Origin of the sequence: Enterobacter sp. J49 (genome assembly GCF_002148625.1) — a bacterium.
Lineage (GTDB): Bacteria > Pseudomonadota > Gammaproteobacteria > Enterobacterales > Enterobacteriaceae > Enterobacter > Enterobacter ludwigii.
On the sequence record NZ_MWPY01000037.1, the window covers coordinates 445,622 to 465,353 of the forward strand.

Consider the following 19,732-nt stretch of genomic DNA (forward strand, 5'->3'; position numbering starts at 1 on the left):
CATGCCCGCGAAATCCCTATAATTGCCGCGTTTGACGCTCCGGCGTCGTCCTTCCTTAACATCCAGGTTAATCAGGTCGCTAAATTTATGACTGATAAGTCTCATCAGTGCGTCATTATAGGCATCGCCGGCGCATCGGCTTCAGGTAAAAGTCTTATTGCCAGTACGCTTTACCGCGAACTGCGTGAACAAGTTGGTGATGAGCATATCGGCGTCATTCCCGAAGACAGCTATTACAAAGATCAATCCCATCTGTCGATGGAAGAACGCGTAAAAACTAACTATGACCATCCTAATGCGATGGATCACAGCTTACTGTTCCAGCATTTAGAAGCACTTAAAAGCGGCCAGGCAATTGAACTTCCCGTCTATAGTTATGTAGAACATACCCGTACGCAGGAAACGATCCGTATCGAACCGAAGAAGGTCATTATCCTTGAAGGTATTTTGCTTCTGACCGACTCCCGTCTGCGTGAATCAATGAACTTCTCGATTTTCGTCGATACGCCGCTGGATATCTGCCTGATGCGCCGCATTAAGCGTGACGTGAATGAGCGTGGACGTTCGATGGACTCCGTGATGGCGCAATACCAGAAAACTGTCCGCCCGATGTTCCTGCAATTCATTGAACCATCCAAGCAATACGCCGATATCATCGTGCCTCGCGGTGGTAAAAACCGCATAGCCATTGATATCTTAAAAGCGAAAATCAGCCAGTTTTTTGAATAAGCCGCGCGAATTGTGTACCGTTCAGGGATAACCTGGTTTTGCCCTGAGTCTTTATGGCTTCAGGGTACGATGCATGAAAGGAGAAAGTGCGATGCGTCTTTGTGATCGCGATATTGAAGCCTGGCTGGATGAAGGCCGTCTGTCTATTACACCACGTCCACCCGTGGAGCGTATCAATGGTGTGACTGTTGATGTGCGCCTGGGAAATAAATTCCGCACCTTTAGCGGCCATACCGCACCGTTCATCGACCTTAGCGGGCCGAAGGATGAAGTCAGCGCCGCGCTTGATCGCGTGATGAGTGATGAAATCGTTATTGACGAGGGCGAAGCCTTTTATCTGCATCCGGGTGAACTGGCGCTGGCGGTGACCTATGAATCCGTGACGTTGCCTGCGGACCTGGTCGGCTGGCTCGATGGCCGTTCTTCTCTGGCGCGACTGGGGCTGATGGTTCACGTGACCGCGCACCGTATCGATCCAGGCTGGTCGGGCCGTATCGTGCTCGAGTTCTTTAATGCCGGTAAACTGCCTCTGGCACTGCGTCCGGGGATGATGATCGGTGCGCTGAGCTTTGAACCGCTAACCGGTCCGGCAGATCGTCCTTATAACCGCCGTCAGGACGCTAAATATCGCGACCAGCAGGGTGCGGTCGCGAGCCGTATTGATAAAGACTGATCGTTAGTCCACTGAGGATGCTATGAGAAGAGTTCTGACAACGCTGATGATTTTGCTGGTGGTTCTGGTTGCTGGCCTTTCGGCGTTAGTCCTGCTTGTTAACCCTAATGATTTCCGTGCTTACATGGTGCGGCAGGTCGAAGCGCGTAGTGGTTATCAACTGAAGCTTGATGGGCCGCTGCGCTGGCACGTCTGGCCGCAACTCAGCATTCTCTCAGGCCGCATGTCGTTAACCGCGCCGGGTGCCTCCCAGCCGCTGGTCTCTGCCGATAACATGCGTCTTGATGTGGCGTTGATCCCGCTCTTTTCACACCAGTTGCAGGTCGACCAGGTGATGCTGAAAGGGGCGGTGATTCAGCTGACGCCGCAAACTGAAGCCGTGCGTGACTCGGATGCGCCGGTCGCCCCGCGGGAAAATACGCTGCCCGACGAGCCGACGGATACGGGCTGGTCATTTGATATAGCCAAACTGAAAGTCGCCGACAGCGTGCTGGTTTTCCAGCATGAGTCCGACGAGCAGGTAACCGTCCGTAACATCAACCTGAAGATGGAGCAGGACGCCCATCATGTTGCCTCGCTGGAGTTTAGCGGAAGGCTGAACCGCGATCAGCGCGATCTGAATCTGTCGCTGAACGCCAACGTGAATGCCTCAGATTATCCCCATCAGCTCACGGCGGATATTCAGCAACTGAACTGGCAACTGACGGGAGCCGATCTTCCTGCCCAGGGGATCACCGGTCAGGGAACGCTGCAGGCCGTGTGGCGCGAAGAGCAAAAACAGCTTGAGCTGGATAACCTCAATCTGCAGGCGAACGACAGCAGTCTGACAGGGCAGGCGAGCGTCACGCTTGAGGAGAAGCCGAAGTGGGTAATGAATCTGCAGTTTGACAAGCTCAATCTGGAGAACTTACTTCCGCCTCAGCCAGCAGGTGCAACCGACGGTAACGCTGCTCAGAATGGGCAAAGCCAGCCGTCCAAGCCGCGTCCGGTCATCTCCTCGAGTCTTGATCAGCCAGACTATAATGGTCTGCGCGGATTCACGGCTGATATCTTACTGAAAGCTAACAGCCTGCGCTGGCGCGGTATCGATTTTACCGACGTGAGCAGCCAGATGTTTAACCATAACGGTTTGCTGGTGATCTCCGAACTGAGCGGCAAAATGGGCGCCGGACATCTTTCTCTGCCGGGCACGCTGGACGTGCGTAAAGAGACGGCCAGCGCCGAATTCCAGCCGCGTCTCGACAACGTTGAGATTGGTACCATCCTTAAAGCCTTTAATTACCCGATCTCCTTAACGGGCCAACTGACGCTGGCGGGTGACTTCTCGGGGACGAAGATTGATGCTGAGGCTTTCCGCCGCGAATGGCAGGGGCAGGCCCATCTTGATCTGAAAGACTCCCGTATGGAAGGGCTTAACTTCCAGCAGCTGGTACAGCAGGCGGTGGAGCGCAGCAGTGATGTCAAAGCCCAGGAAAATTACGACAGCGCAACGCGCCTCGACAGCTTTACCACTGACCTGACGCTGGATAACGGGCAGCTCACCCTCGACGGAATGCAGGGAACCTCTTCACTCCTGTCGTTAACCGGTGAAGGTAAGCTGGATCTGGTGAAAGAGACGGCGGATACCCGATTTAACGTGCGGGTACTTTCCGGCTGGCAGGGTGAAAGTAAACTGATCGACTTCCTTAAAGAGACGCCGGTTCCGCTCACTGTTTATGGCAAATGGCAGGCGCTGAATTACAGCCTTCAGGTGGATCAGATCCTGCGCAAACATCTGCAGGACGAAGCGAAACGTCGTCTGAACGACTGGGCGGATCGGAATAAAGATTCACAGTCAGGGAAGGATGTGAAGAAGCTGTTAGATAAGCTTTGATGCCCGAGCGCCCGGTAGCGCACATGCTACCGGGCAAAACAACTCACTAAACCTCATAGTCCAGTTCTTCTTCATCCCGCAGTGGAATGAGCTGTACCTTCTGTACACGGTGGCTCTCAACCTGCAACGTTTTAAGCAGATAGTCGCCCACCTGAACCTCTTCTCCCGGTTGCGGGATACGCTGCAAATATTCCATCAGCAGACCGGCAATAGTGTGATACTCGCGTTTTTCATCCAGCGGTAGCGGCACATATTGCACCAGGTCCTCCAGCGGCATATGGCCGTTCGCCGTCCACGACCCGTCGGCATTTTTCTGGATGTCGTGGCGCGCATCAATCTCATCCACCTCGTTGGGCAAATTACCGGCGATGGTTTCCATGACGTCGCTGAGCGTGACAAGTCCTTCAACGGAACCGAATTCATCCACCACAAAGGCAAAGTGAGTACGCGCGTTACGGAACTGCTCAAGAGCAGAAAGCAGCTGCAGTCCCTCAGGGAAGACCAGCGGCTGGCGTACCAGGGCACGCAGATTGAGTGCTTCACCGTGCAGCTGCTGTTGCAGCAGGTCGATGACGTGCACCACGCCCAGCAACTCCTCTTCCTCTTCGCCGCCGGTGACAACCACGCGGGTGTGCTGGTTTTTATCCAGCAGGGCGCGAATGTGCTCCTCCGGTGCCGTCAGGTCGATATGTTCGATGTCATGCCGTGATGTCATGATGCTGCTGACCGTCCGCTGATTAAGATTGAGCACCCGCTCAATCATCAGTCGCTCCTGCGGATTAAAGATCAGCCCGTCACTGTGATCGGCAAGCATCGCGGCGGATTCCGCATCCAGTTCTGCATCCTCTTTTTTCCCGCTCAGCAGGCGCATGACCGTGTCGGCCGTGCGTTGACGTAACGTCTGATTCGCTGAGAGGAAGCGGCGACGGTTGAATATCGCCAGCTGGTTCAGCGCTTCAATCATTACTGAGAAACCAATGGCGGCATACAGATAGCCTTTCGGAATGTGGAATCCAAACCCGTCTGCCACCAGGCTAAAGCCAATCATCAACAGGAAACTCAGGCAGAGAATAACAATGGTCGGGTGGCTGTTAACGAACCGGGTCAGGGCTTTACTTGCCATCACCATCAGCGTAATGGCAATGATCACTGCGGCCATCATCACGGCCAGGTGGTCAACCATCCCGACGGCGGTGATCACCGAGTCCAGTGAGAAGACGGCGTCCAGCACCACGATTTGCGCCACCACAGGCCAGAATTTTGCCCCGCGTCGCTGGGTCGGGTTTTCACTGTCTTTGCCTTCGAGCCGCTCATTGAGTTCAACCGTCGCTTTAAACAGCAGGAACAAGCCACCGAAGAGCATGATCAGGTCACGGGCGCTGAAGCTCAGGCCGTGAACGGAGAACAGAGGCTGTGTCAGCGTGACCAGCCAGGAGATAGAGGTCAGCAGCAGCAACCGCATCACCATCGCCAAAAGCAGACCCGTTACGCGAGCGCGGTCACGCTGAGAAGGGGGCAGTTTTTCGGCGAGGATGGCGATAAAGACCAGATTATCAATACCGAGCACCAATTCGATGACGACCAGCGTCACCAGTCCGGCCCATATTGATGGATCGGCAATCCATTCCATAGTAATAGCAATACCTTCTGTTATATGACGAATGTCACACTTCGATCATGGATAAAGCGGCGGGAAATTGCAATGCCGGGCTGAGATTTCTCTTAATAAGGCCGAACAAAAAGAGAGCAATACGCTGGCGCTGTAAATAAGGTAATTACGTATATTTTATTACGCACAGTACATTTTAGGATATATCGCAATTAATGGTTTTTATTGTTGCTTTGTCAATATAAAGAAAATCCTAAAAGGTCAAAAGTTTGCTCTTAATATTAATCTTAAAAACAGTTATTAGGACAGTTGTCTCCTTGCCTGCTATTAGGTTAGCTGCAACAATTCCTCCAGCATCAAATGTTAAATCTCCTTGTTGCTATTATTGTTTCGGTCTTCAGGAATGGTTATTGATTATCCGTCGGGCGTTTTTGCGGCTGATATATTTCCAGAAGACCTTGTTCAAGAGGGCGTCTATCCATAACACATTGTTTAGTCAGTGGATTGGTAACTGAAAGCCAAGGGCGGTAGCGTGCCTGAAAGCGTGTGAATCAGCCTCGATTATTCTGTCAATAGCCAATGGATGAATAAGCTTTTTTTAGGACTGATGCCAGTTATATTTCTATTTGATTAACTGCATGCTGAAACCCAATACGACCCGGCTTATTTTAAATTGCACAGGATAATTACTCTGCCAAAGTGATAAATAATCAATGATGAAATCCAAAATGAAATTGATGCCATTATTGGTGTCTGTGACCTTGATGAGTGGTTGTACGGTCTTTCCCGGCAGCAATATGTCAACAATGGGTAAGGATGTGATCAAGCAGCAGGATGCCGATTTTGATCTCGACAAAATGGTGAATGTTTATCCACTCACGCCACGTCTGGTCGAACAATTACGCCCACGTCCGAATGTTGCTCAGCCGAATATGTCTCTGGATCAGGAGATTGCCTCCTACCAGTACCGCGTGGGGCCGGGTGATGTCATCAACGTCACCGTCTGGGACCACCCTGAACTGACCACACCAGCGGGCCAGTACCGTAGCTCAAGCGACACCGGTAACTGGGTACAGTCAGACGGCACCATGTTCTATCCCTATATTGGCAAGGTACACGTTGCCGGGAAAACGCTCGCCGAAATCCGCAGTGATATTACCGGCCGCTTAGCGCAGTACATCGCCGACCCGCAGGTGGACGTTAATATCGCCGCATTCCGCTCGCAAAAAGCCTATATCTCCGGACAGGTGAATAAATCCGGTCAACAGGCCATCACCAACGTACCGCTGACCGTTCTGGATGCCATTAACGCCGCTGGCGGTTTAACCGACGGTGCCGACTGGCGCAACGTGGTTCTGACGCACAACGGCAAAGAGCAGCGCATTTCGCTGCAGGCGCTGATGCAAAACGGTGACCTGACTCAGAACCGTCTGCTCTATCCGGGCGACATTCTCTACGTACCGCGCAATGACGATCTGAAAGTGTTCGTGATGGGCGAAGTTAAGAAACAGAGCACCCTCAAAATGGACTTCAGCGGCATGACCCTGACCGAAGCGCTGGGTAATGCAGAGGGTATTGATCTGACCACCTCCAACGCCACCGGTATCTTCGTGATCCGTCCGCTGAAAGGTGAGGGCAGTGCGAAAGGCAAGATTGCCAACATCTACCAGCTGGATATGTCCGATGCGACGTCTCTGGTGATGGCAACGGAGTTCCGTCTCCAGCCATACGATGTGGTGTATGTCACCACCGCACCGGTTGCCCGCTGGAACCGTCTGATCAACCAGTTGCTGCCAACCATCAGTGGCGTTCGCTACATGACGGATACGGCGCGCGACATTCATACCTGGTAATCCGCGATGTTTAACAAAATTCTGGTGGTATGCGTGGGGAACATTTGCCGTTCCCCCACGGCTGAACGGCTGCTGAAACTCTACCAGCCCGAACTGACCGTTGACTCCGCAGGGCTGGGTGCGCTGGTCGGTAAAGGTGCCGATGAGCGCGCAACGAGCGTGGCCCGCGATCATAACCTTTCGCTCGACGGGCACATCGCCCGTCAGGTCACCGGCCGTATGTGCCGGGAGTATGACCTGATCCTGACGATGGAAAAACGCCATATCCATGCGCTGTGTGATATCGCACCGGAGATGCGCGGCAAGGTGATGCTGTTTGGTCACTGGGACAATGAACGCGAAATCCCCGATCCATATCGTAAAAGCCATGAGGCCTTCGAGGCGGTATACACCTTACTTGACCAGTCTGCCCGTCAGTGGGCGCAGGCACTGAAAGTTCAGCAGGGATAACAATGACAGAAAAAACAAAACCTTCTGCCGCCCCGACTTCGGGCAGTGATGAAATCGATATTGGTCGCCTGGTCGGCACCGTCGTAGAGGCAAAGTGGTGGGTGCTTGGGATCACCGCCGTGTTTGCCGCGGCGGCCGTCGTCTATACGCTGTTTGCGACGCCAATCTACAGTGCCGATGCGCTGGTGCAGATTGAGCAGAATACCGGTAACTCGCTGGTGCAGGACATTGGCTCCGCACTGGCGAACAAACCGCCGGCCTCCGATGCGGAAATTCAGCTGATCCAGTCGCGCCTGGTTCTGGGTAAAACCGTTCACGACCTCGGCCTTGATATCTCCGTCACCAAAAATACCTTCCCGATCTTTGGTGCCGGCTGGGACCGTCTGATGGGACGCAGCAACGACACGGTCAAAGTGACTGACTTTGTGCTGCCAAAAGGAAGCGCGGATCAGACCTTTACCCTGACGGTGTTAGGCCCGAAACAGTACCAGTTGACCAGCGATGCGGGCTTTAGCGCGCGCGGTGAAGTGGGGCAGATGCTGACGAAACAGGGTGTCAGCATGATGGTCAGCGCGATCCACGCCCAGGAGGGCGGTGAATTTACCGTGACCAAATTCTCCACGCTGGGAATGATTAACAATCTGCAGAACAACCTGACCGTCACCGAAAACGGCAAGGACACCGGTGTCCTGAGCATGACCTTTACCGGTGAAGATAAGGATCAGATCCGCGACATCCTCAACAGCATCACCCGTAACTATCTTGAGCAGAACGTTGAGCGTAAATCAGCTGAAGCAGCGAAAAGCCTGGCATTCCTCGCTAAACAGCTTCCGGAAGTCCGCGCCCGTCTGGATGATGCCGAGAACAAGCTGAACGCCTATCGTCAGGATAAAGACTCTGTCGACCTGCCGCTGGAAGCGAAATCCGTTCTCGACTCGATGGTTAACATTGATGCGCAGCTTAACGAGCTGACCTTCAAAGAGGCGGAAATTTCCAAGCTTTATACCAAGCGTCACCCGGCCTACCGTACGCTGCTCGAGAAACGCCGCACGCTGGAAGAAGAGAAGGCGAAACTCAACGACCGCGTCACTGCGATGCCTAAAACGCAGCAGGAAATCGTACGTCTGACCCGCGATGTGGAATCCGGACAGCAGGTGTACATGCAGCTGCTGAATAAACAGCAGGAGCTGAAAATCACCGAAGCCAGTACCGTTGGTGATGTGCGCATCGTTGACCCGGCCATCACCCAGCCTGGGGTGCTGAAGCCGAAGAAAGCCCTCATCATTCTCGGCAGCATTATTCTGGGTCTTATCCTCTCCATCGTTGGCGTGCTGCTTCGCTCGCTGTTCAACCGTGGAATCGAAAGCCCGCAGGCACTGGAAGAGAGCGGTATCAACGTCTACGCCAGCATCCCGCTGTCGGAGTGGCAAAAATCGCGTGACAGCGTCAAAACCACCAAAGGCGTTAAGCGTTACAAACAAAGTCAGCTGCTGGCAGTGGGTAACCCAACCGATCTGGCCATCGAAGCGATTCGTAGTCTGCGTACCAGTCTGCACTTCGCCATGATGCAGGCCAAAAACAATGTTCTGATGCTGACCGGTGTCAGCCCGTCAATTGGTAAGACCTTTGTTTGTGCCAACCTGGCGGCGGTGGTGAGCCAGACCAATAAACGGGTGCTGCTGATCGACTGTGATATGCGTAAGGGCTATACCCACGAACTGCTGGGTACCAATAACGTCAACGGGCTGTCGGAAATCCTGCTGGGCAAAGGTGAGATTAGCCAGAGTGCAAAACCGACGACGGTGCCGAAGTTTGACCTTATTCCGCGTGGTCAGGTGCCGCCAAACCCATCAGAGCTGCTGATGAGTGAACGTTTTAGCGAGCTGGTGGAGTGGGCGAGCAAAAACTATGACCTGGTGTTGATTGATACCCCACCAATTCTGGCGGTGACCGATGCCGCCATTGTGGGCCGCCATGCCGGCACCACGCTGATGGTGGCGCGTTACGCGGTGAACACGCTGAAGGAAGTGGAAACCAGCCTGAGCCGCTTCGAGCAAAACGGAATTGAAGTGAAAGGGGTGATCCTGAACTCCATCTTCCGTCGTGCGACCGGTTACCAGGACTACGGTTACTACGAGTACGAATACAAGTCTGACAGTCACTAATCGTTAGCTTTCGGGGAAGACCATGACTACACAACGCCCTTTAGTTTCTATTTATATGCCGACATGGAATCGTCAGCAGCTGGCGATCCGCGCAATAAAATCTGTGCTGCGACAGGATTACGATAACTGGGAACTGATCATCGTTGATGACTGTTCTTCCTCGTACGAACAGCTGCAAAAGTTTGTGACTGACCTTAACGACCCGCGCGTGGTTTACACGCACAACGAGATTAACTCCGGTGCGTGCGCGGTGCGTAACCAGGCGATTATGCAGGCTAAAGGACAGTATCTGACCGGCATCGACGACGATGACGAATGGACGCCGAACCGTCTGTCGATCTTCCTGTCGCACAAAGCACAGCTGGTGACGCATGCGTTTTTGTATGCCAACGACTATGTCTGTCAGGGTGAAGTTTACTCGCAGCCTGCCAGCCTGCCGTTGTACCCGAAATCGCCTTACTCACGCCGCCTGTTCTTTAAACGCAACATCATTGGTAATCAGGTCTTTACCTGGGCGTGGCGCTTTAAGGAGTGCCTGTTCGATACCGAGCTGAAGGCTGCGCAGGATTACGACATCTTCCTGCGCATGGTGATGGAGTATGGCGAGCCGTGGAAGGTGGAAGAGGCGACGCAGATCCTGCATATCAATCACGGGGAGATGCAAATCACCTCGTCGCCGAAGAAATTCTCTGGTTACTTCCACTTTTACCGCAAGCACAAGGACAAGTTCGACCGTGCCAGCCGGAAGTATCAGCTGTTTACCCTCTATCAGATCCGCAATAAGCGCATGAACTGGCGCACGCTGCTCACGTTGTTGTCCGTGCGTAACGGCAAGCGTCTGGCTGATGGACTTCGGGGGAAATAATGTTTCTGGAAGATTGCCGCGCTAACAGCTGGAGCCTGCGCCCGTGCTGCATGGTTCTGGCGTACCGCATTGCGCATTTTTGCTCGGTGTGGCGCAAGAAAAATGTTTTAAACAATCTCTGGGCAGCACCGGTGCTGGTGCTGTACCGCATCATTACTGAATGTTTTTTTGGTTATGAAATTCAGGCCGCTGCCACCATTGGTCGCCGTTTTACCATTCATCACGGTTATGCCGTGGTGATCAACAAATTCGTTGTAGCCGGTGATGATTTCACTATTCGCCACGCCGTCACCATCGGTAACCGTGGGCCCGACAGCCTGGCCTGCCCGGTGATTGGCAATAACGTCGAGCTGGGCGCGAACGTGGTCATCATTGGCGACATCACGATTGGTAATAACGTCACGATAGGCGCAGGGAGCGTGGTGCTGGACAGTATTCCGGATAACGCGCTGGTGGTGGGTGAGAAAGCCCGCGTGAAGGTGATCAAATGAACATTCTGCAATTTAACGTCCGTCTCGCAGAGGGCGGGGCGGCCGGTGTGGCGCTGGATCTTCACCAGCGCGCGCTGCAAAAAGGACTTCAGTCTCGTTTTATTTACGGTTATGGCAAAGGCGGTAAGAAAAGCGTCAGTCACGATAACTACCCGCAGGTGCATAAGCACACGCCGCGCCTGACTTCCGTGGCCAACATTGCCTTGTTCCGCCTGTTTAACCGCGATCTGTTTGGCAATCTTAATACCCTTTATCGCACCGTGACGCGCTCCCAGGGGCCGGTTGTGCTGCATTTCCACGTACTTCACAGCTACTGGCTGAATCTGGAAGAGGTGGTGGCGTTTTGCCAGAAAGTGCAGGCCCACAAACCGGATACCCGCTTCGTCTGGACGCTGCACGATCACTGGAGCGTGACCGGTCGCTGCGCCTTTACCGACGGGTGTGAAGGCTGGAAAAGCAACTGCCAGAAGTGCCCGACGCTGAGCAACTACCCGCCGGTGAAAGTGGATCGTGCCCATCAGCTGGTGGCCGGAAAGCGCCAGCTGTTCCGTGACATGCTCTCGCTCGGCTGTACGTTTATCTCCCCAAGCCAGCACGTGGCCGATGCCTTTAACAGTCTGTATGGGGCAGGGCGCTGTCAGATCATCAATAACGGTATCGACGTGGCGACGGAAGCGATTCTGGCCGAACTTACCCCGGTTGCAGAAAACCCGGGTAAACCAAAAATCGCTATCGTTGCGCATGACCTGCGTTACGACGGCAAAACCAATCAGCAGCTGGTGCGCGACATGATGGCGCTGGGTGACAAGATTGAACTGCACACCTTCGGCAAGTTCTCGCCGTTCGAAGGGGCTAACGTGGTGAATCACGGGTTTGAAACCGACAAGCGCAAACTGATGAGCGCCCTCAATGGGATGGATGCGCTGGTATTCAGTTCGCGCGTGGATAACTACCCGCTGATCCTGTGCGAAGCGCTCTCCATCGGTGTGCCGGTGATTGCCACCCACAGCGATGCGGCACGTGAAGTGCTGGAAAAATCGGGCGGGACCACGTTTGCGGAGCATGAGGTGCTGCCTTTGGTGCAACTGCCGAAGGCGCAGATCGCGCAGGCCGTTTTTGGCACCGACCTGGAATCGTTCCGCAACCGCAGCCGCAAGGCCTACAGTGGACAACAGATGCTGGAGGAATATGTCTCGTTCTATCAGAGTCTGTAGTTATCTGCTGCTGCCGCTGATTTACCTGCTGGTCAACGTCAAAATTGCCCAGCTTGGCGAAAGCTTCCCGATAACCATAGTGACCTTCTTGCCCGTTCTGCTTCTGCTGTATGTCGACAAAATCAACCTCAAGAAGCTGATGATGGCCTTAGGGCTGGGCGTGGGTCTGACGCTATTTAACTACATCTTTGGTCAGTCTCTGGATGCCAGTAAATACGTCACCTCCACCATGCTGTTTGTTTATATTGTCATTATTATTGGCATGGTCTGGAGTATTCGTTTCAAGGTTATTTCGCCACACAATTATCGGAAAATCCTTAGGTTCTTTTATATTGCCGTTGCGTTAATTGTTATGCTTGCTGCACTGGAAATGGCGCAAATTATTTTGACCGGTGGCAGTAGCCTGATGGAGATAATTTCGAAATATCTCATTTACAGTAACAGCTATGTATTGAACTTCATCAAGTTTGGCGGAAAACGTACGACAGCCCTCTATTTTGAACCGGCGTTTTTTGCTCTGGCACTAATCTCAATTTGGCTCAGCATCAAACAGTTTGGTATCAAAACCCCTAAGACCGATGCTATGATTCTTGCAGGAATTGTTCTGTCAGGATCGTTCTCAGGGGTAATGACATTTATCCTGTTTTACCTGCTGGAGTGGGCGTTCCAGTACCTGAACAAAGATGCGATTAAGAAAAAACTGCCGCTGGCGATTATCTCTCTGACAGTATTTATGGTTGGCGTGATATTTGCCTTCCCATACATCTCAGAGCGCCTGGGAGATTTGGGAACCGAAGGCTCGTCATCCTATTATCGTATCATTGGTCCGCTGGTGATGGTGGGTTATTCCTTAACCCATATCGATGGTGTAGTAAGATTCGGCTCACTTTACGAATATGTTGCATCATTCGGAATCTTTAACGGTGCGGATGTCGGTAAAACCATAGACAATGGCCTGTATCTGTTAATTATCTATTTTTCGTGGTTCGCCGTACTGTTGACACTGTGGTATCTGTTTAAAGTTTTCAAAATGATGATTAACGCGTTTGGTGATAACCAGAACTTTCGCGTGCAGCTTTATCTGTTTACACCGGTGTCGTTGTTTTTTACCGGGTCAATATTTAGCCCGGAATATGCTTTCTTGATTGTCTGTCCGTTTATTCTGCGCAAAGCGCTTAATATTACGAACGTATGACGAAATGAGGTGATTTATGTTTCTTAGCGTCATTACTGTCGCTTTTCGTAATTACGAAGGGGTGGTAAAAACCTGGCGCTCGCTGCGCAACCTGGCGCGCGATCCAAGCCTCACCTTTGAGTGGATTGTGGTCGATGGCGGCTCGAACGATGGTACGGCGGAGTTTCTGGAAAAACTCAACGGTGAGTTCAACTTACGTTTCATCAGCGAGAAAGATAAAGGCATCTACGATGCGATGAATAAAGGCATCGACATGGCGCAGGGCCGTTATGCCATCTTCCTGAATTCCGGTGACGTATTCCATGAGGATGTGGCGTTATTTGCCCGTCAGCTGGCGCGCCAGAAAGAGGATGCGATGTACATTGGCGACGCGCTGCTCGATTTTGGCGATGGCCATAAAGTTTGCCGCAGTGCGAAACCCGGCTGGTATATCTACCACAGTTTGCCTGCCAGCCATCAGGCCATTTTCTTCCCGGTAAAAGGTCTGAAAAAACAGCCTTACGATCTGCAGTATAAAGTTTCTTCAGATTATGCGCTGACCGCCAGCCTGTATAAATCAGGTTACCCGTTCCGTCGAATTAAAGGGCTGGTATCTGAATTTTCAATGGGCGGTGTGTCAACGTCTAATAATCTGGAACTGTGCCAGGATGCCAGAAATGTGCAGCGTAAAATATTAGGCGTGCCGGGGTTCTGGGCGGAATTATCTTATTTATTACGTCTGCGTACCACCGGTAAAACGAAAACCTTATATAACAAAGCCTGAATATAAGGAAACGTAATGCAGGATCTTAAAGGTTTCTCCGTGCCGAAAGGCTTTCGGGGCGGGAGCGGTATTAAAGTGCAGTTGTGGTGGGCCGTACAGGCCACCTTATTTGCCTGGTCACCGCAAATACTGTACCGCTGGCGAGCTTTTTTATTGCGTCTGTTTGGCGCAAAAATAGGAAAAAACGTAGTCATTCGCCCGTCGGTAAAAATTACCTACCCGTGGAAATTAACGCTTGGGGATTATGCGTGGGTAGGGGATGACGCGGTGTTATATACCCTTGGCGATATTACGATTGGTGCAAATTCAGTGGTTTCACAGAAGTGTTATTTGTGCACCGGCAGTCACGATTTTATGAGTCAGCATTTTGATATTACCGCCACTCCGATTGTGATTGGCGAAAAATGCTGGCTGGCGACAGATGTTTTTGTTGCACCTGGTGTTTCTGTTGGCGATGGCACGGTAGTCGGTGCCCGCAGCAGCGTTTTTAAATCGCTACCGGCAAATAAAATTTGCCGTGGCAACCCCGCAGTGGTGATACGCGAACGCGTTGAAACTGATTAAATTCATAAGTAGAGGAATATAAACATGTCTAAAGTCGCTCTCATCACCGGCGTTACCGGACAGGATGGTTCTTACCTGGCAGAACTGCTGCTGGAAAAAGGTTATGAAGTACACGGTATTAAGCGTCGTGCTTCTTCATTCAACACCGAACGTGTGGATCACATTTATCAGGATCCTCATGCGGCGAACCCGAAATTCCATCTGCACTACGGCGACCTGACCGATACTTCCAACCTGACCCGTATTCTGCAGGAAGTGCAGCCGGATGAAGTGTACAACCTGGGCGCGATGAGCCACGTTGCGGTCTCCTTCGAATCTCCGGAATACACCGCTGACGTTGACGCAATGGGTACGCTGCGTCTGCTGGAAGCGATTCGCTTCCTCGGCCTTGAGAAGAAAACCCGTTTCTACCAGGCATCCACCTCTGAGCTGTACGGTCTGGTGCAGGAAATTCCTCAGAAAGAGACTACCCCGTTCTATCCACGTTCTCCGTACGCCGTGGCGAAATTGTACGCGTACTGGATCACCGTGAACTACCGTGAATCCTACGGCATGTATGCCTGTAACGGCATTCTGTTCAACCACGAATCCCCACGTCGTGGTGAAACTTTCGTTACCCGTAAAATCACCCGCGCTATCGCTAACATCGCACAGGGTCTGGAATCTTGCCTGCACCTCGGCAACATGGATTCCCTGCGTGACTGGGGCCATGCCAAAGACTACGTAAAAATGCAGTGGATGATGCTGCAGCAGGAAAAACCAGAAGACTTCGTCATCGCAACCGGCGTGCAGTACTCCGTACGTCAGTTTGTTGAGATGGCTGCCGCTCAGCTGGGTATCAAACTGCGCTTCGAAGGTACCGGCGTGGAAGAGAAAGGCATCGTGGTTTCCGTAACCGGCCATGACGCACCGGGCGTGAAACCGGGCGACGTGATTGTACAGGTTGACCCACGTTACTTCCGTCCTGCTGAAGTGGAAACCCTGCTGGGCGACCCAACCAAAGCACACGAAACACTGGGCTGGAAACCAGAAACGACTCTGCAGGAGATGGTTTCCGAGATGGTTGCCAAAGATCTTGAAGCAGCGAAAAAACACTCCCTGCTCAAGTCTCATGGCTACGAGGTTGCCATCGCGCTGGAGTCCTGAGAATGACAAAACAACGTATTTTTGTCGCGGGTCATCGCGGAATGGTGGGTTCCGCGATTGTTCGCCAGCTTGAACAGCGCGGTGATGTCGATGTGATTGTCCGTACCCGTGACGAGTTGAACCTGCTCGACAGCAAAGCGGTACAGGACTTCTTCGCCAGTGAACGTATTGACCAGGTGTATCTGGCGGCGGCGAAAGTGGGCGGCATTGTTGCCAACAACACGTATCCGGCGGATTTCATCTACGAGAACATGATGATTGAGAGCAACATCATTCACGCAGCGCATCTGCACAACGTGAATAAGCTGTTGTTCCTCGGCTCATCCTGTATCTACCCGAAAATGGCGAAGCAGCCGATCGCTGAGAGCGAACTGCTGCAGGGCACGCTGGAAGCAACCAACGAGCCGTATGCGATTGCCAAGATTGCCGGGATCAAGCTGTGCGAATCCTACAACCGTCAGTATAACCGCGACTATCGTTCGGTGATGCCGACCAACCTGTACGGACCGCATGACAACTTCCACCCGAGCAATTCGCACGTGATCCCGGCGCTGCTGCGTCGTTTCCACGAGGCAACGGCCGAAAATGCACCGGATGTGGTGGTGTGGGGCAGCGGTACGCCAATGCGTGAATTCCTGCATGTGGATGACATGGCGGCTGCCAGCATCCACGTAATGGAGCTGGATCGTGAGGTGTGGCAGGAAAACACCGAACCGATGCTGTCGCACATTAACGTCGGTACTGGCGTGGATTGCACCATTCGTGAGCTGGCGCAAACCATCGCGCAGGTGGTGGGTTACAAAGGCCGCGTGGTCTTTGACGCCACCAAACCGGACGGCACGCCGCGCAAACTGCTGGACGTGACCCGTCTGCATCAGCTGGGCTGGTATCACGAGGTATCTCTGGAGCAGGGGCTGGCAAGCACCTACCAGTGGTTCCTTGAAAACCAGCACCGCTTCCGGGGGTAATGATGTTTTTAAGTCAGGAAGATTTTGCCACGGTAGTGCGTTCCACTCCGCTCATCTCAATTGATTTGGTGGTGGAGAACGAACGCGGCGAGTTCTTGCTGGGAAAACGAACCAACCGTCCTGCACAGGGCTTTTGGTTCGTGCCCGGCGGGCGCGTGCAGAAGGATGAGACGCTGGAAAATGCTTTTGAGCGTCTCACTCTGGCGGAACTGGGCCTGCAACTGCCGATGGCGGCAGGCCAGTTTTACGGGGTCTGGCAGCACTTCTATGACGATAACTTTTCGGGCACCGGTTTCACCACGCACTATGTGGTGCTCGGTTTTCGCCTGAAGGTGAGTGAGGCAGACCTGCGTCTGCCTGATTCTCAGCATGACGACTACCGCTGGCAGACGCCAGAGGCGTTGCTGGCCAGTGACAATGTGCATGACAACAGTCGTGCCTATTTCCTGGCCGATCGTCAGTCCGGAGTGCCGGGCTTATGAAAATTCTGGTGTACGGAATCAACTATTCGCCGGAGTTAACCGGAATCGGTAAATACACCGGCGAAATGGTCGAGTGGATGGCGAGCCAGGGACATGACGTGCGGGTCATTACCGCGCCGCCATACTACCCGGAATGGAAAGTAGGTGAGCGCTATTCAGGCTGGCGCTACCGTCGCGAAGAGGGTGCCGCGACCGTCTGGCGTTGCCCGCTGTACGTGCCGAAACAGCCCTCAACGCTGAAGCGGTTACTTCATCTGGGCAGCTTTGCCCTGAGCAGTTTCTTCCCGCTGATGGCGCAACGTCGCTGGAAGCCGGATCGCATTATCGGTGTGGTGCCAACGCTGTTCTGCACCCCAGGCATGCGCCTGCTGGGCAAACTCTCCGGCGCGCGCACGCTGCTTCACATTCAGGATTATGAAGTGGACGCCATGCTCGGCCTGGGAATGGCCGGCAAAGGTAAGAGCGGGAAGGTGGCGAAACTCGCCAGCGCCTTCGAGCGCAGCGGCCTGCATAACGTGGATTATGTCTCGACCATCTCGCGCTCAATGATGAACAAAGCGCAGGAGAAGGGCGTACCGGCGGAAAAAGTGATCTTTTTCCCTAACTGGTCTGAAGTGGCGCGTTTTCGCGACGTAACAGACAGTGACGCTCAGGCGCTACGCGCTCAGCTCGGTTTGCCTGACGACCAAAAAATCATTCTTTACTCAGGCAACATCGGCGAGAAGCAGGGGCTGGAGAGCGTCATCGACGCCGCACAGCAACTGAGCCATCAACCCTGGATGTTTGTCATCGTCGGGCAGGGCGGCGGAAAAGCGCGACTGGAAAAGATGGCCAGCGAACGCGGCCTGACGAACGTGAAATTTTTCCCGCTTCAGTCTTACGAGGCACTGCCTGCGTTGCTGAAGATGGGCGACTGCCATCTGGTGGTACAAAAGCGCGGCGCGGCAGACGCGGTGCTGCCGTCCAAGCTGACCAACATTCTGGCAGTGGGCGGTAACGCGGTGATCACGGCGGAAGCCGAAACAGAATTAGGCCAGCTGTGCGACAGCTATCCGGGGATCGCCGTTTGCGTGGAACCGGAATCGGTCCCGGCGCTGGTCACTGGCATTGAACGGGCACTTGCCATGCCAAAAACGAACACGGTGGCACGTGAATATGCCGAACGCACGCTCGAGAAAGAGAACGTGCTGAGCCAATTTATTGCAGATATACGGGGATAAATCATGAGTCAAACCACTTTGTATCCGGTTGTGATGGCAGGTGGCTCTGGTAGCCGGTTGTGGCCGCTGTCCCGCGTGCTCTATCCAAAACAGTTCCTCTGCCTGAAAGGGGAGCTCACCATGCTGCAGACGACGGTTAACCGCCTGCAGGGTGTTGAGTGTGAAAGCCCGGTGGTGATTTGTAACGAACAACACCGCTTTATTGTCGCCGAGCAGCTGCGCCAGCTGAACAAACTCACAGAAAATATCATTCTGGAGCCTGCCGGACGTAACACCGCCCCCGCGATTGCGCTGGCTGCGCTGGCGGCCAAACGCAGCAGCCCGGATTGCGATCCGCTGATGCTGGTTCTGGCGGCAGACCATGTTATTCAACAGGAAGAGTCGTTCCGCGAGGCGGTACGCGCGGCTATTCCTTACGCCGAAAACGGCAAACTGGTGACTTTCGGCATCGTGCCGGACCTTCCGGAAACCGGCTACGGGTATATTCGTCGTGGCAATGTGACCCCGGGCGAAGGCGACAGCGTAGCGTTTGACGTGGCGCAGTTTGTCGAAAAACCGAATCTGGAAACCGCGCAGGCGTATGTGGCCAGCGGTGAATATTACTGGAACAGCGGGATGTTCCTGTTCCGCGCTGGCCGCTACCTGGAAGAGCTGCGCAAATATCGCCCGGATATTCTGGACGCCTGCGAGAAAGCGATGGCGGTAGTGGATCCGGATCTCGATTTTATCCGTGTTGACGAAGCGTCTTTCCTCGCCTGCCCGGAAGAGTCAATTGACTATGCGGTAATGGAACGCACGGCCGATGCCGTTGTGGTACCGATGGATGCGGGCTGGAGCGATGTTGGTTCCTGGTCCTCCCTGTGGGAGATCAGCGCCCATACCCCGGAGGGTAACGTCCATCACGGTGATGTTATCAGCCACAAAACGGAAAACAGCTATGTCTACGCCGAGTCCGGTCTGGTGACCACAGTTGGCGTGAAGGATCTGGTGGTCGTACAGACGAAAGACGCCGTGCTGATTGCTGACCGTAATGCCGTGCAGGACGTTAAAAAAGTGGTGGAGAAGATCAAGGCCGATGGTCGCCATGAACACCATATCCACCGCGAAGTGTATCGTCCGTGGGGCAAATATGACTCCATCGATGCCGGTGAACGTTACCAGGTGAAACGCATCACCGTGAAACCGGGGGAGGGGCTGTCGGTACAGATGCACCACCACCGTGCCGAGCACTGGGTCGTGGTGGCGGGTACCGCCAAAGTCACGATTGATGGCGAAGTGAAACTGCTGGGCGAAAACGAGTCAATCTATATTCCGCTGGGAGCCACGCACTGTCTGGAAAACCCGGGGAAAATTCCTCTCGACTTAATTGAAGTGCGCTCCGGTTCGTACCTGGAAGAAGACGATATTGTCCGTTTCCAGGACCGTTACGGGCGGGTATAGCGCCGTCTCTAAAGCCGGATAGCATTTCGCGC

The 19,732-nt window shown here is 53.5% G+C and carries 18 protein-coding genes; 17 read left to right on the top strand and 1 reads right to left on the bottom strand.

Going from position 1 to position 19,732, the window contains the following annotated elements; translation table 11 throughout:
• The first annotated feature begins 87 nt into the window (after nucleotides 1-87).
• From udk to asmA, 3 genes are all read left to right on the top strand, one after another.
• Nucleotides 88-729, top strand: a complete 642-nt coding sequence (udk, locus tag BJP35_RS20385; RefSeq protein ID WP_020883256.1) for a uridine kinase — start codon at nucleotides 88-90, stop codon at nucleotides 727-729.
• A gap of 91 nt (nucleotides 730-820) precedes the next feature.
• The gene (dcd, locus tag BJP35_RS20390; RefSeq protein ID WP_020883257.1) at nucleotides 821-1,402 is read left to right on the top strand and encodes a dCTP deaminase; all 582 of its coding nucleotides are present in this window, start codon (nucleotides 821-823) and stop codon (nucleotides 1,400-1,402) included.
• 22 nt (nucleotides 1,403-1,424) lie between these two features.
• Nucleotides 1,425-3,275: an outer membrane assembly protein AsmA gene (asmA, locus tag BJP35_RS20395; protein WP_014170831.1), complete on the top strand. Its 1,851-nt coding sequence runs from the start codon at nucleotides 1,425-1,427 to the stop codon at nucleotides 3,273-3,275.
• A gap of 46 nt (nucleotides 3,276-3,321) precedes the next feature.
• Here the strand turns inward: asmA and BJP35_RS20400 are convergent, their stop codons facing one another.
• A complete protein-coding gene (locus BJP35_RS20400) occupies nucleotides 3,322-4,905 on the bottom strand; it encodes a TerC family protein (RefSeq protein WP_047742862.1) in 1,584 nt (527 codons plus the stop codon).
• 692 nt (nucleotides 4,906-5,597) lie between these two features.
• Here BJP35_RS20400 and BJP35_RS20405 point away from each other — a divergent pair.
• The 14 genes from BJP35_RS20405 to cpsB are packed head-to-tail and all read left to right on the top strand — an operon-like array spanning nucleotide 5,598 to nucleotide 19,700.
• Nucleotides 5,598-6,737: a polysaccharide export protein gene (locus BJP35_RS20405; RefSeq protein WP_014170829.1), complete on the top strand. Its 1,140-nt coding sequence runs from the start codon at nucleotides 5,598-5,600 to the stop codon at nucleotides 6,735-6,737.
• 6 nt (nucleotides 6,738-6,743) lie between these two features.
• Nucleotides 6,744-7,187, top strand: coding sequence for a low molecular weight protein-tyrosine-phosphatase Wzb (gene wzb / locus BJP35_RS20410; RefSeq protein ID WP_086463516.1), 444 nt, complete (start codon nucleotides 6,744-6,746; stop codon nucleotides 7,185-7,187).
• 2 nt (nucleotides 7,188-7,189) lie between these two features.
• Complete coding sequence (gene wzc / locus BJP35_RS20415) at nucleotides 7,190-9,352, top strand: tyrosine-protein kinase Wzc (protein ID WP_020883260.1); 2,163 nt, start codon at nucleotides 7,190-7,192, stop codon at nucleotides 9,350-9,352.
• A gap of 22 nt (nucleotides 9,353-9,374) precedes the next feature.
• Nucleotides 9,375-10,217 carry a colanic acid biosynthesis glycosyltransferase WcaA gene (gene wcaA, locus BJP35_RS20420; protein ID WP_032680629.1) on the top strand — a complete coding sequence of 281 codons (843 nt, stop codon included), beginning with the start codon at nucleotides 9,375-9,377 and terminating at the stop codon, nucleotides 10,215-10,217.
• A complete protein-coding gene (gene wcaB, locus BJP35_RS20425; RefSeq protein WP_014170825.1) occupies nucleotides 10,217-10,708 on the top strand; it encodes a colanic acid biosynthesis acetyltransferase WcaB in 492 nt (163 codons plus the stop codon). Before wcaA ends, wcaB begins: the two co-directional genes overlap by 1 nt.
• Nucleotides 10,705-11,922 carry a colanic acid biosynthesis glycosyltransferase WcaC gene (wcaC, locus tag BJP35_RS20430; RefSeq protein WP_047742859.1) on the top strand — a complete coding sequence of 406 codons (1,218 nt, stop codon included), beginning with the start codon at nucleotides 10,705-10,707 and terminating at the stop codon, nucleotides 11,920-11,922. Before wcaB ends, wcaC begins: the two co-directional genes overlap by 4 nt.
• On the top strand, nucleotides 11,897-13,117 hold the full coding sequence (gene wcaD, locus BJP35_RS20435; RefSeq protein WP_020883262.1) for a colanic acid polymerase WcaD: 1,221 nt from the start codon (nucleotides 11,897-11,899) through the stop codon (nucleotides 13,115-13,117). Before wcaC ends, wcaD begins: the two co-directional genes overlap by 26 nt.
• Before the next feature lie 16 nt (nucleotides 13,118-13,133).
• A complete protein-coding gene (gene wcaE / locus BJP35_RS20440) occupies nucleotides 13,134-13,880 on the top strand; it encodes a colanic acid biosynthesis glycosyltransferase WcaE (RefSeq protein WP_014170821.1) in 747 nt (248 codons plus the stop codon).
• A 15-nt stretch (nucleotides 13,881-13,895) separates the two neighbouring features.
• On the top strand, nucleotides 13,896-14,444 hold the full coding sequence (gene wcaF / locus BJP35_RS20445) for a colanic acid biosynthesis acetyltransferase WcaF (RefSeq protein ID WP_020883264.1): 549 nt from the start codon (nucleotides 13,896-13,898) through the stop codon (nucleotides 14,442-14,444).
• Nucleotides 14,445-14,468: 24 nt separating this feature from the next.
• On the top strand, nucleotides 14,469-15,590 hold the full coding sequence (gene gmd, locus BJP35_RS20450) for a GDP-mannose 4,6-dehydratase (protein WP_014170819.1): 1,122 nt from the start codon (nucleotides 14,469-14,471) through the stop codon (nucleotides 15,588-15,590).
• 2 nt (nucleotides 15,591-15,592) lie between these two features.
• The gene (locus BJP35_RS20455; RefSeq protein ID WP_014170818.1) at nucleotides 15,593-16,558 is read left to right on the top strand and encodes a GDP-L-fucose synthase; all 966 of its coding nucleotides are present in this window, start codon (nucleotides 15,593-15,595) and stop codon (nucleotides 16,556-16,558) included.
• Nucleotides 16,559-16,560: 2 nt separating this feature from the next.
• The gene (locus BJP35_RS20460; protein ID WP_072126435.1) at nucleotides 16,561-17,040 is read left to right on the top strand and encodes a GDP-mannose mannosyl hydrolase; all 480 of its coding nucleotides are present in this window, start codon (nucleotides 16,561-16,563) and stop codon (nucleotides 17,038-17,040) included.
• Nucleotides 17,037-18,260: a colanic acid biosynthesis fucosyltransferase WcaI gene (gene wcaI / locus BJP35_RS20465; protein ID WP_025203687.1), complete on the top strand. Its 1,224-nt coding sequence runs from the start codon at nucleotides 17,037-17,039 to the stop codon at nucleotides 18,258-18,260. Before BJP35_RS20460 ends, wcaI begins: the two co-directional genes overlap by 4 nt.
• 3 nt (nucleotides 18,261-18,263) lie before the next feature.
• Nucleotides 18,264-19,700 carry a mannose-1-phosphate guanyltransferase gene (gene cpsB / locus BJP35_RS20470; RefSeq protein WP_014170815.1) on the top strand — a complete coding sequence of 479 codons (1,437 nt, stop codon included), beginning with the start codon at nucleotides 18,264-18,266 and terminating at the stop codon, nucleotides 19,698-19,700.
• The last annotated feature ends 32 nt before the right edge of the window (nucleotides 19,701-19,732 follow it).

Bases quoted from the DNA above. Each gene is read 5' to 3' on its own strand.
- udk (WP_020883256.1), top strand. From the start codon at position 88: ATGACTGATAAGTCTCATCAGTGCGTCATTATAGGCATCGCCGGCGCA.
- dcd (WP_020883257.1), top strand. From the start codon at position 821: ATGCGTCTTTGTGATCGCGATATTGAAGCCTGGCTGGATGAAGGCCGT.
- asmA (WP_014170831.1), top strand. From the start codon at position 1,425: ATGAGAAGAGTTCTGACAACGCTGATGATTTTGCTGGTGGTTCTGGTT.
- BJP35_RS20400 (WP_047742862.1), bottom strand. From the start codon at position 4,905: ATGGAATGGATTGCCGATCCATCAATATGGGCCGGACTGGTGACGCTG.
- BJP35_RS20405 (WP_014170829.1), top strand. From the start codon at position 5,598: ATGATGAAATCCAAAATGAAATTGATGCCATTATTGGTGTCTGTGACC.
- wzb (WP_086463516.1), top strand. From the start codon at position 6,744: ATGTTTAACAAAATTCTGGTGGTATGCGTGGGGAACATTTGCCGTTCC.
- wzc (WP_020883260.1), top strand. From the start codon at position 7,190: ATGACAGAAAAAACAAAACCTTCTGCCGCCCCGACTTCGGGCAGTGAT.
- wcaA (WP_032680629.1), top strand. From the start codon at position 9,375: ATGACTACACAACGCCCTTTAGTTTCTATTTATATGCCGACATGGAAT.
- wcaB (WP_014170825.1), top strand. From the start codon at position 10,217: ATGTTTCTGGAAGATTGCCGCGCTAACAGCTGGAGCCTGCGCCCGTGC.
- wcaC (WP_047742859.1), top strand. From the start codon at position 10,705: ATGAACATTCTGCAATTTAACGTCCGTCTCGCAGAGGGCGGGGCGGCC.
- wcaD (WP_020883262.1), top strand. From the start codon at position 11,897: ATGTCTCGTTCTATCAGAGTCTGTAGTTATCTGCTGCTGCCGCTGATT.
- wcaE (WP_014170821.1), top strand. From the start codon at position 13,134: ATGTTTCTTAGCGTCATTACTGTCGCTTTTCGTAATTACGAAGGGGTG.
- wcaF (WP_020883264.1), top strand. From the start codon at position 13,896: ATGCAGGATCTTAAAGGTTTCTCCGTGCCGAAAGGCTTTCGGGGCGGG.
- gmd (WP_014170819.1), top strand. From the start codon at position 14,469: ATGTCTAAAGTCGCTCTCATCACCGGCGTTACCGGACAGGATGGTTCT.
- BJP35_RS20455 (WP_014170818.1), top strand. From the start codon at position 15,593: ATGACAAAACAACGTATTTTTGTCGCGGGTCATCGCGGAATGGTGGGT.
- BJP35_RS20460 (WP_072126435.1), top strand. From the start codon at position 16,561: ATGTTTTTAAGTCAGGAAGATTTTGCCACGGTAGTGCGTTCCACTCCG.
- wcaI (WP_025203687.1), top strand. From the start codon at position 17,037: ATGAAAATTCTGGTGTACGGAATCAACTATTCGCCGGAGTTAACCGGA.
- cpsB (WP_014170815.1), top strand. From the start codon at position 18,264: ATGAGTCAAACCACTTTGTATCCGGTTGTGATGGCAGGTGGCTCTGGT.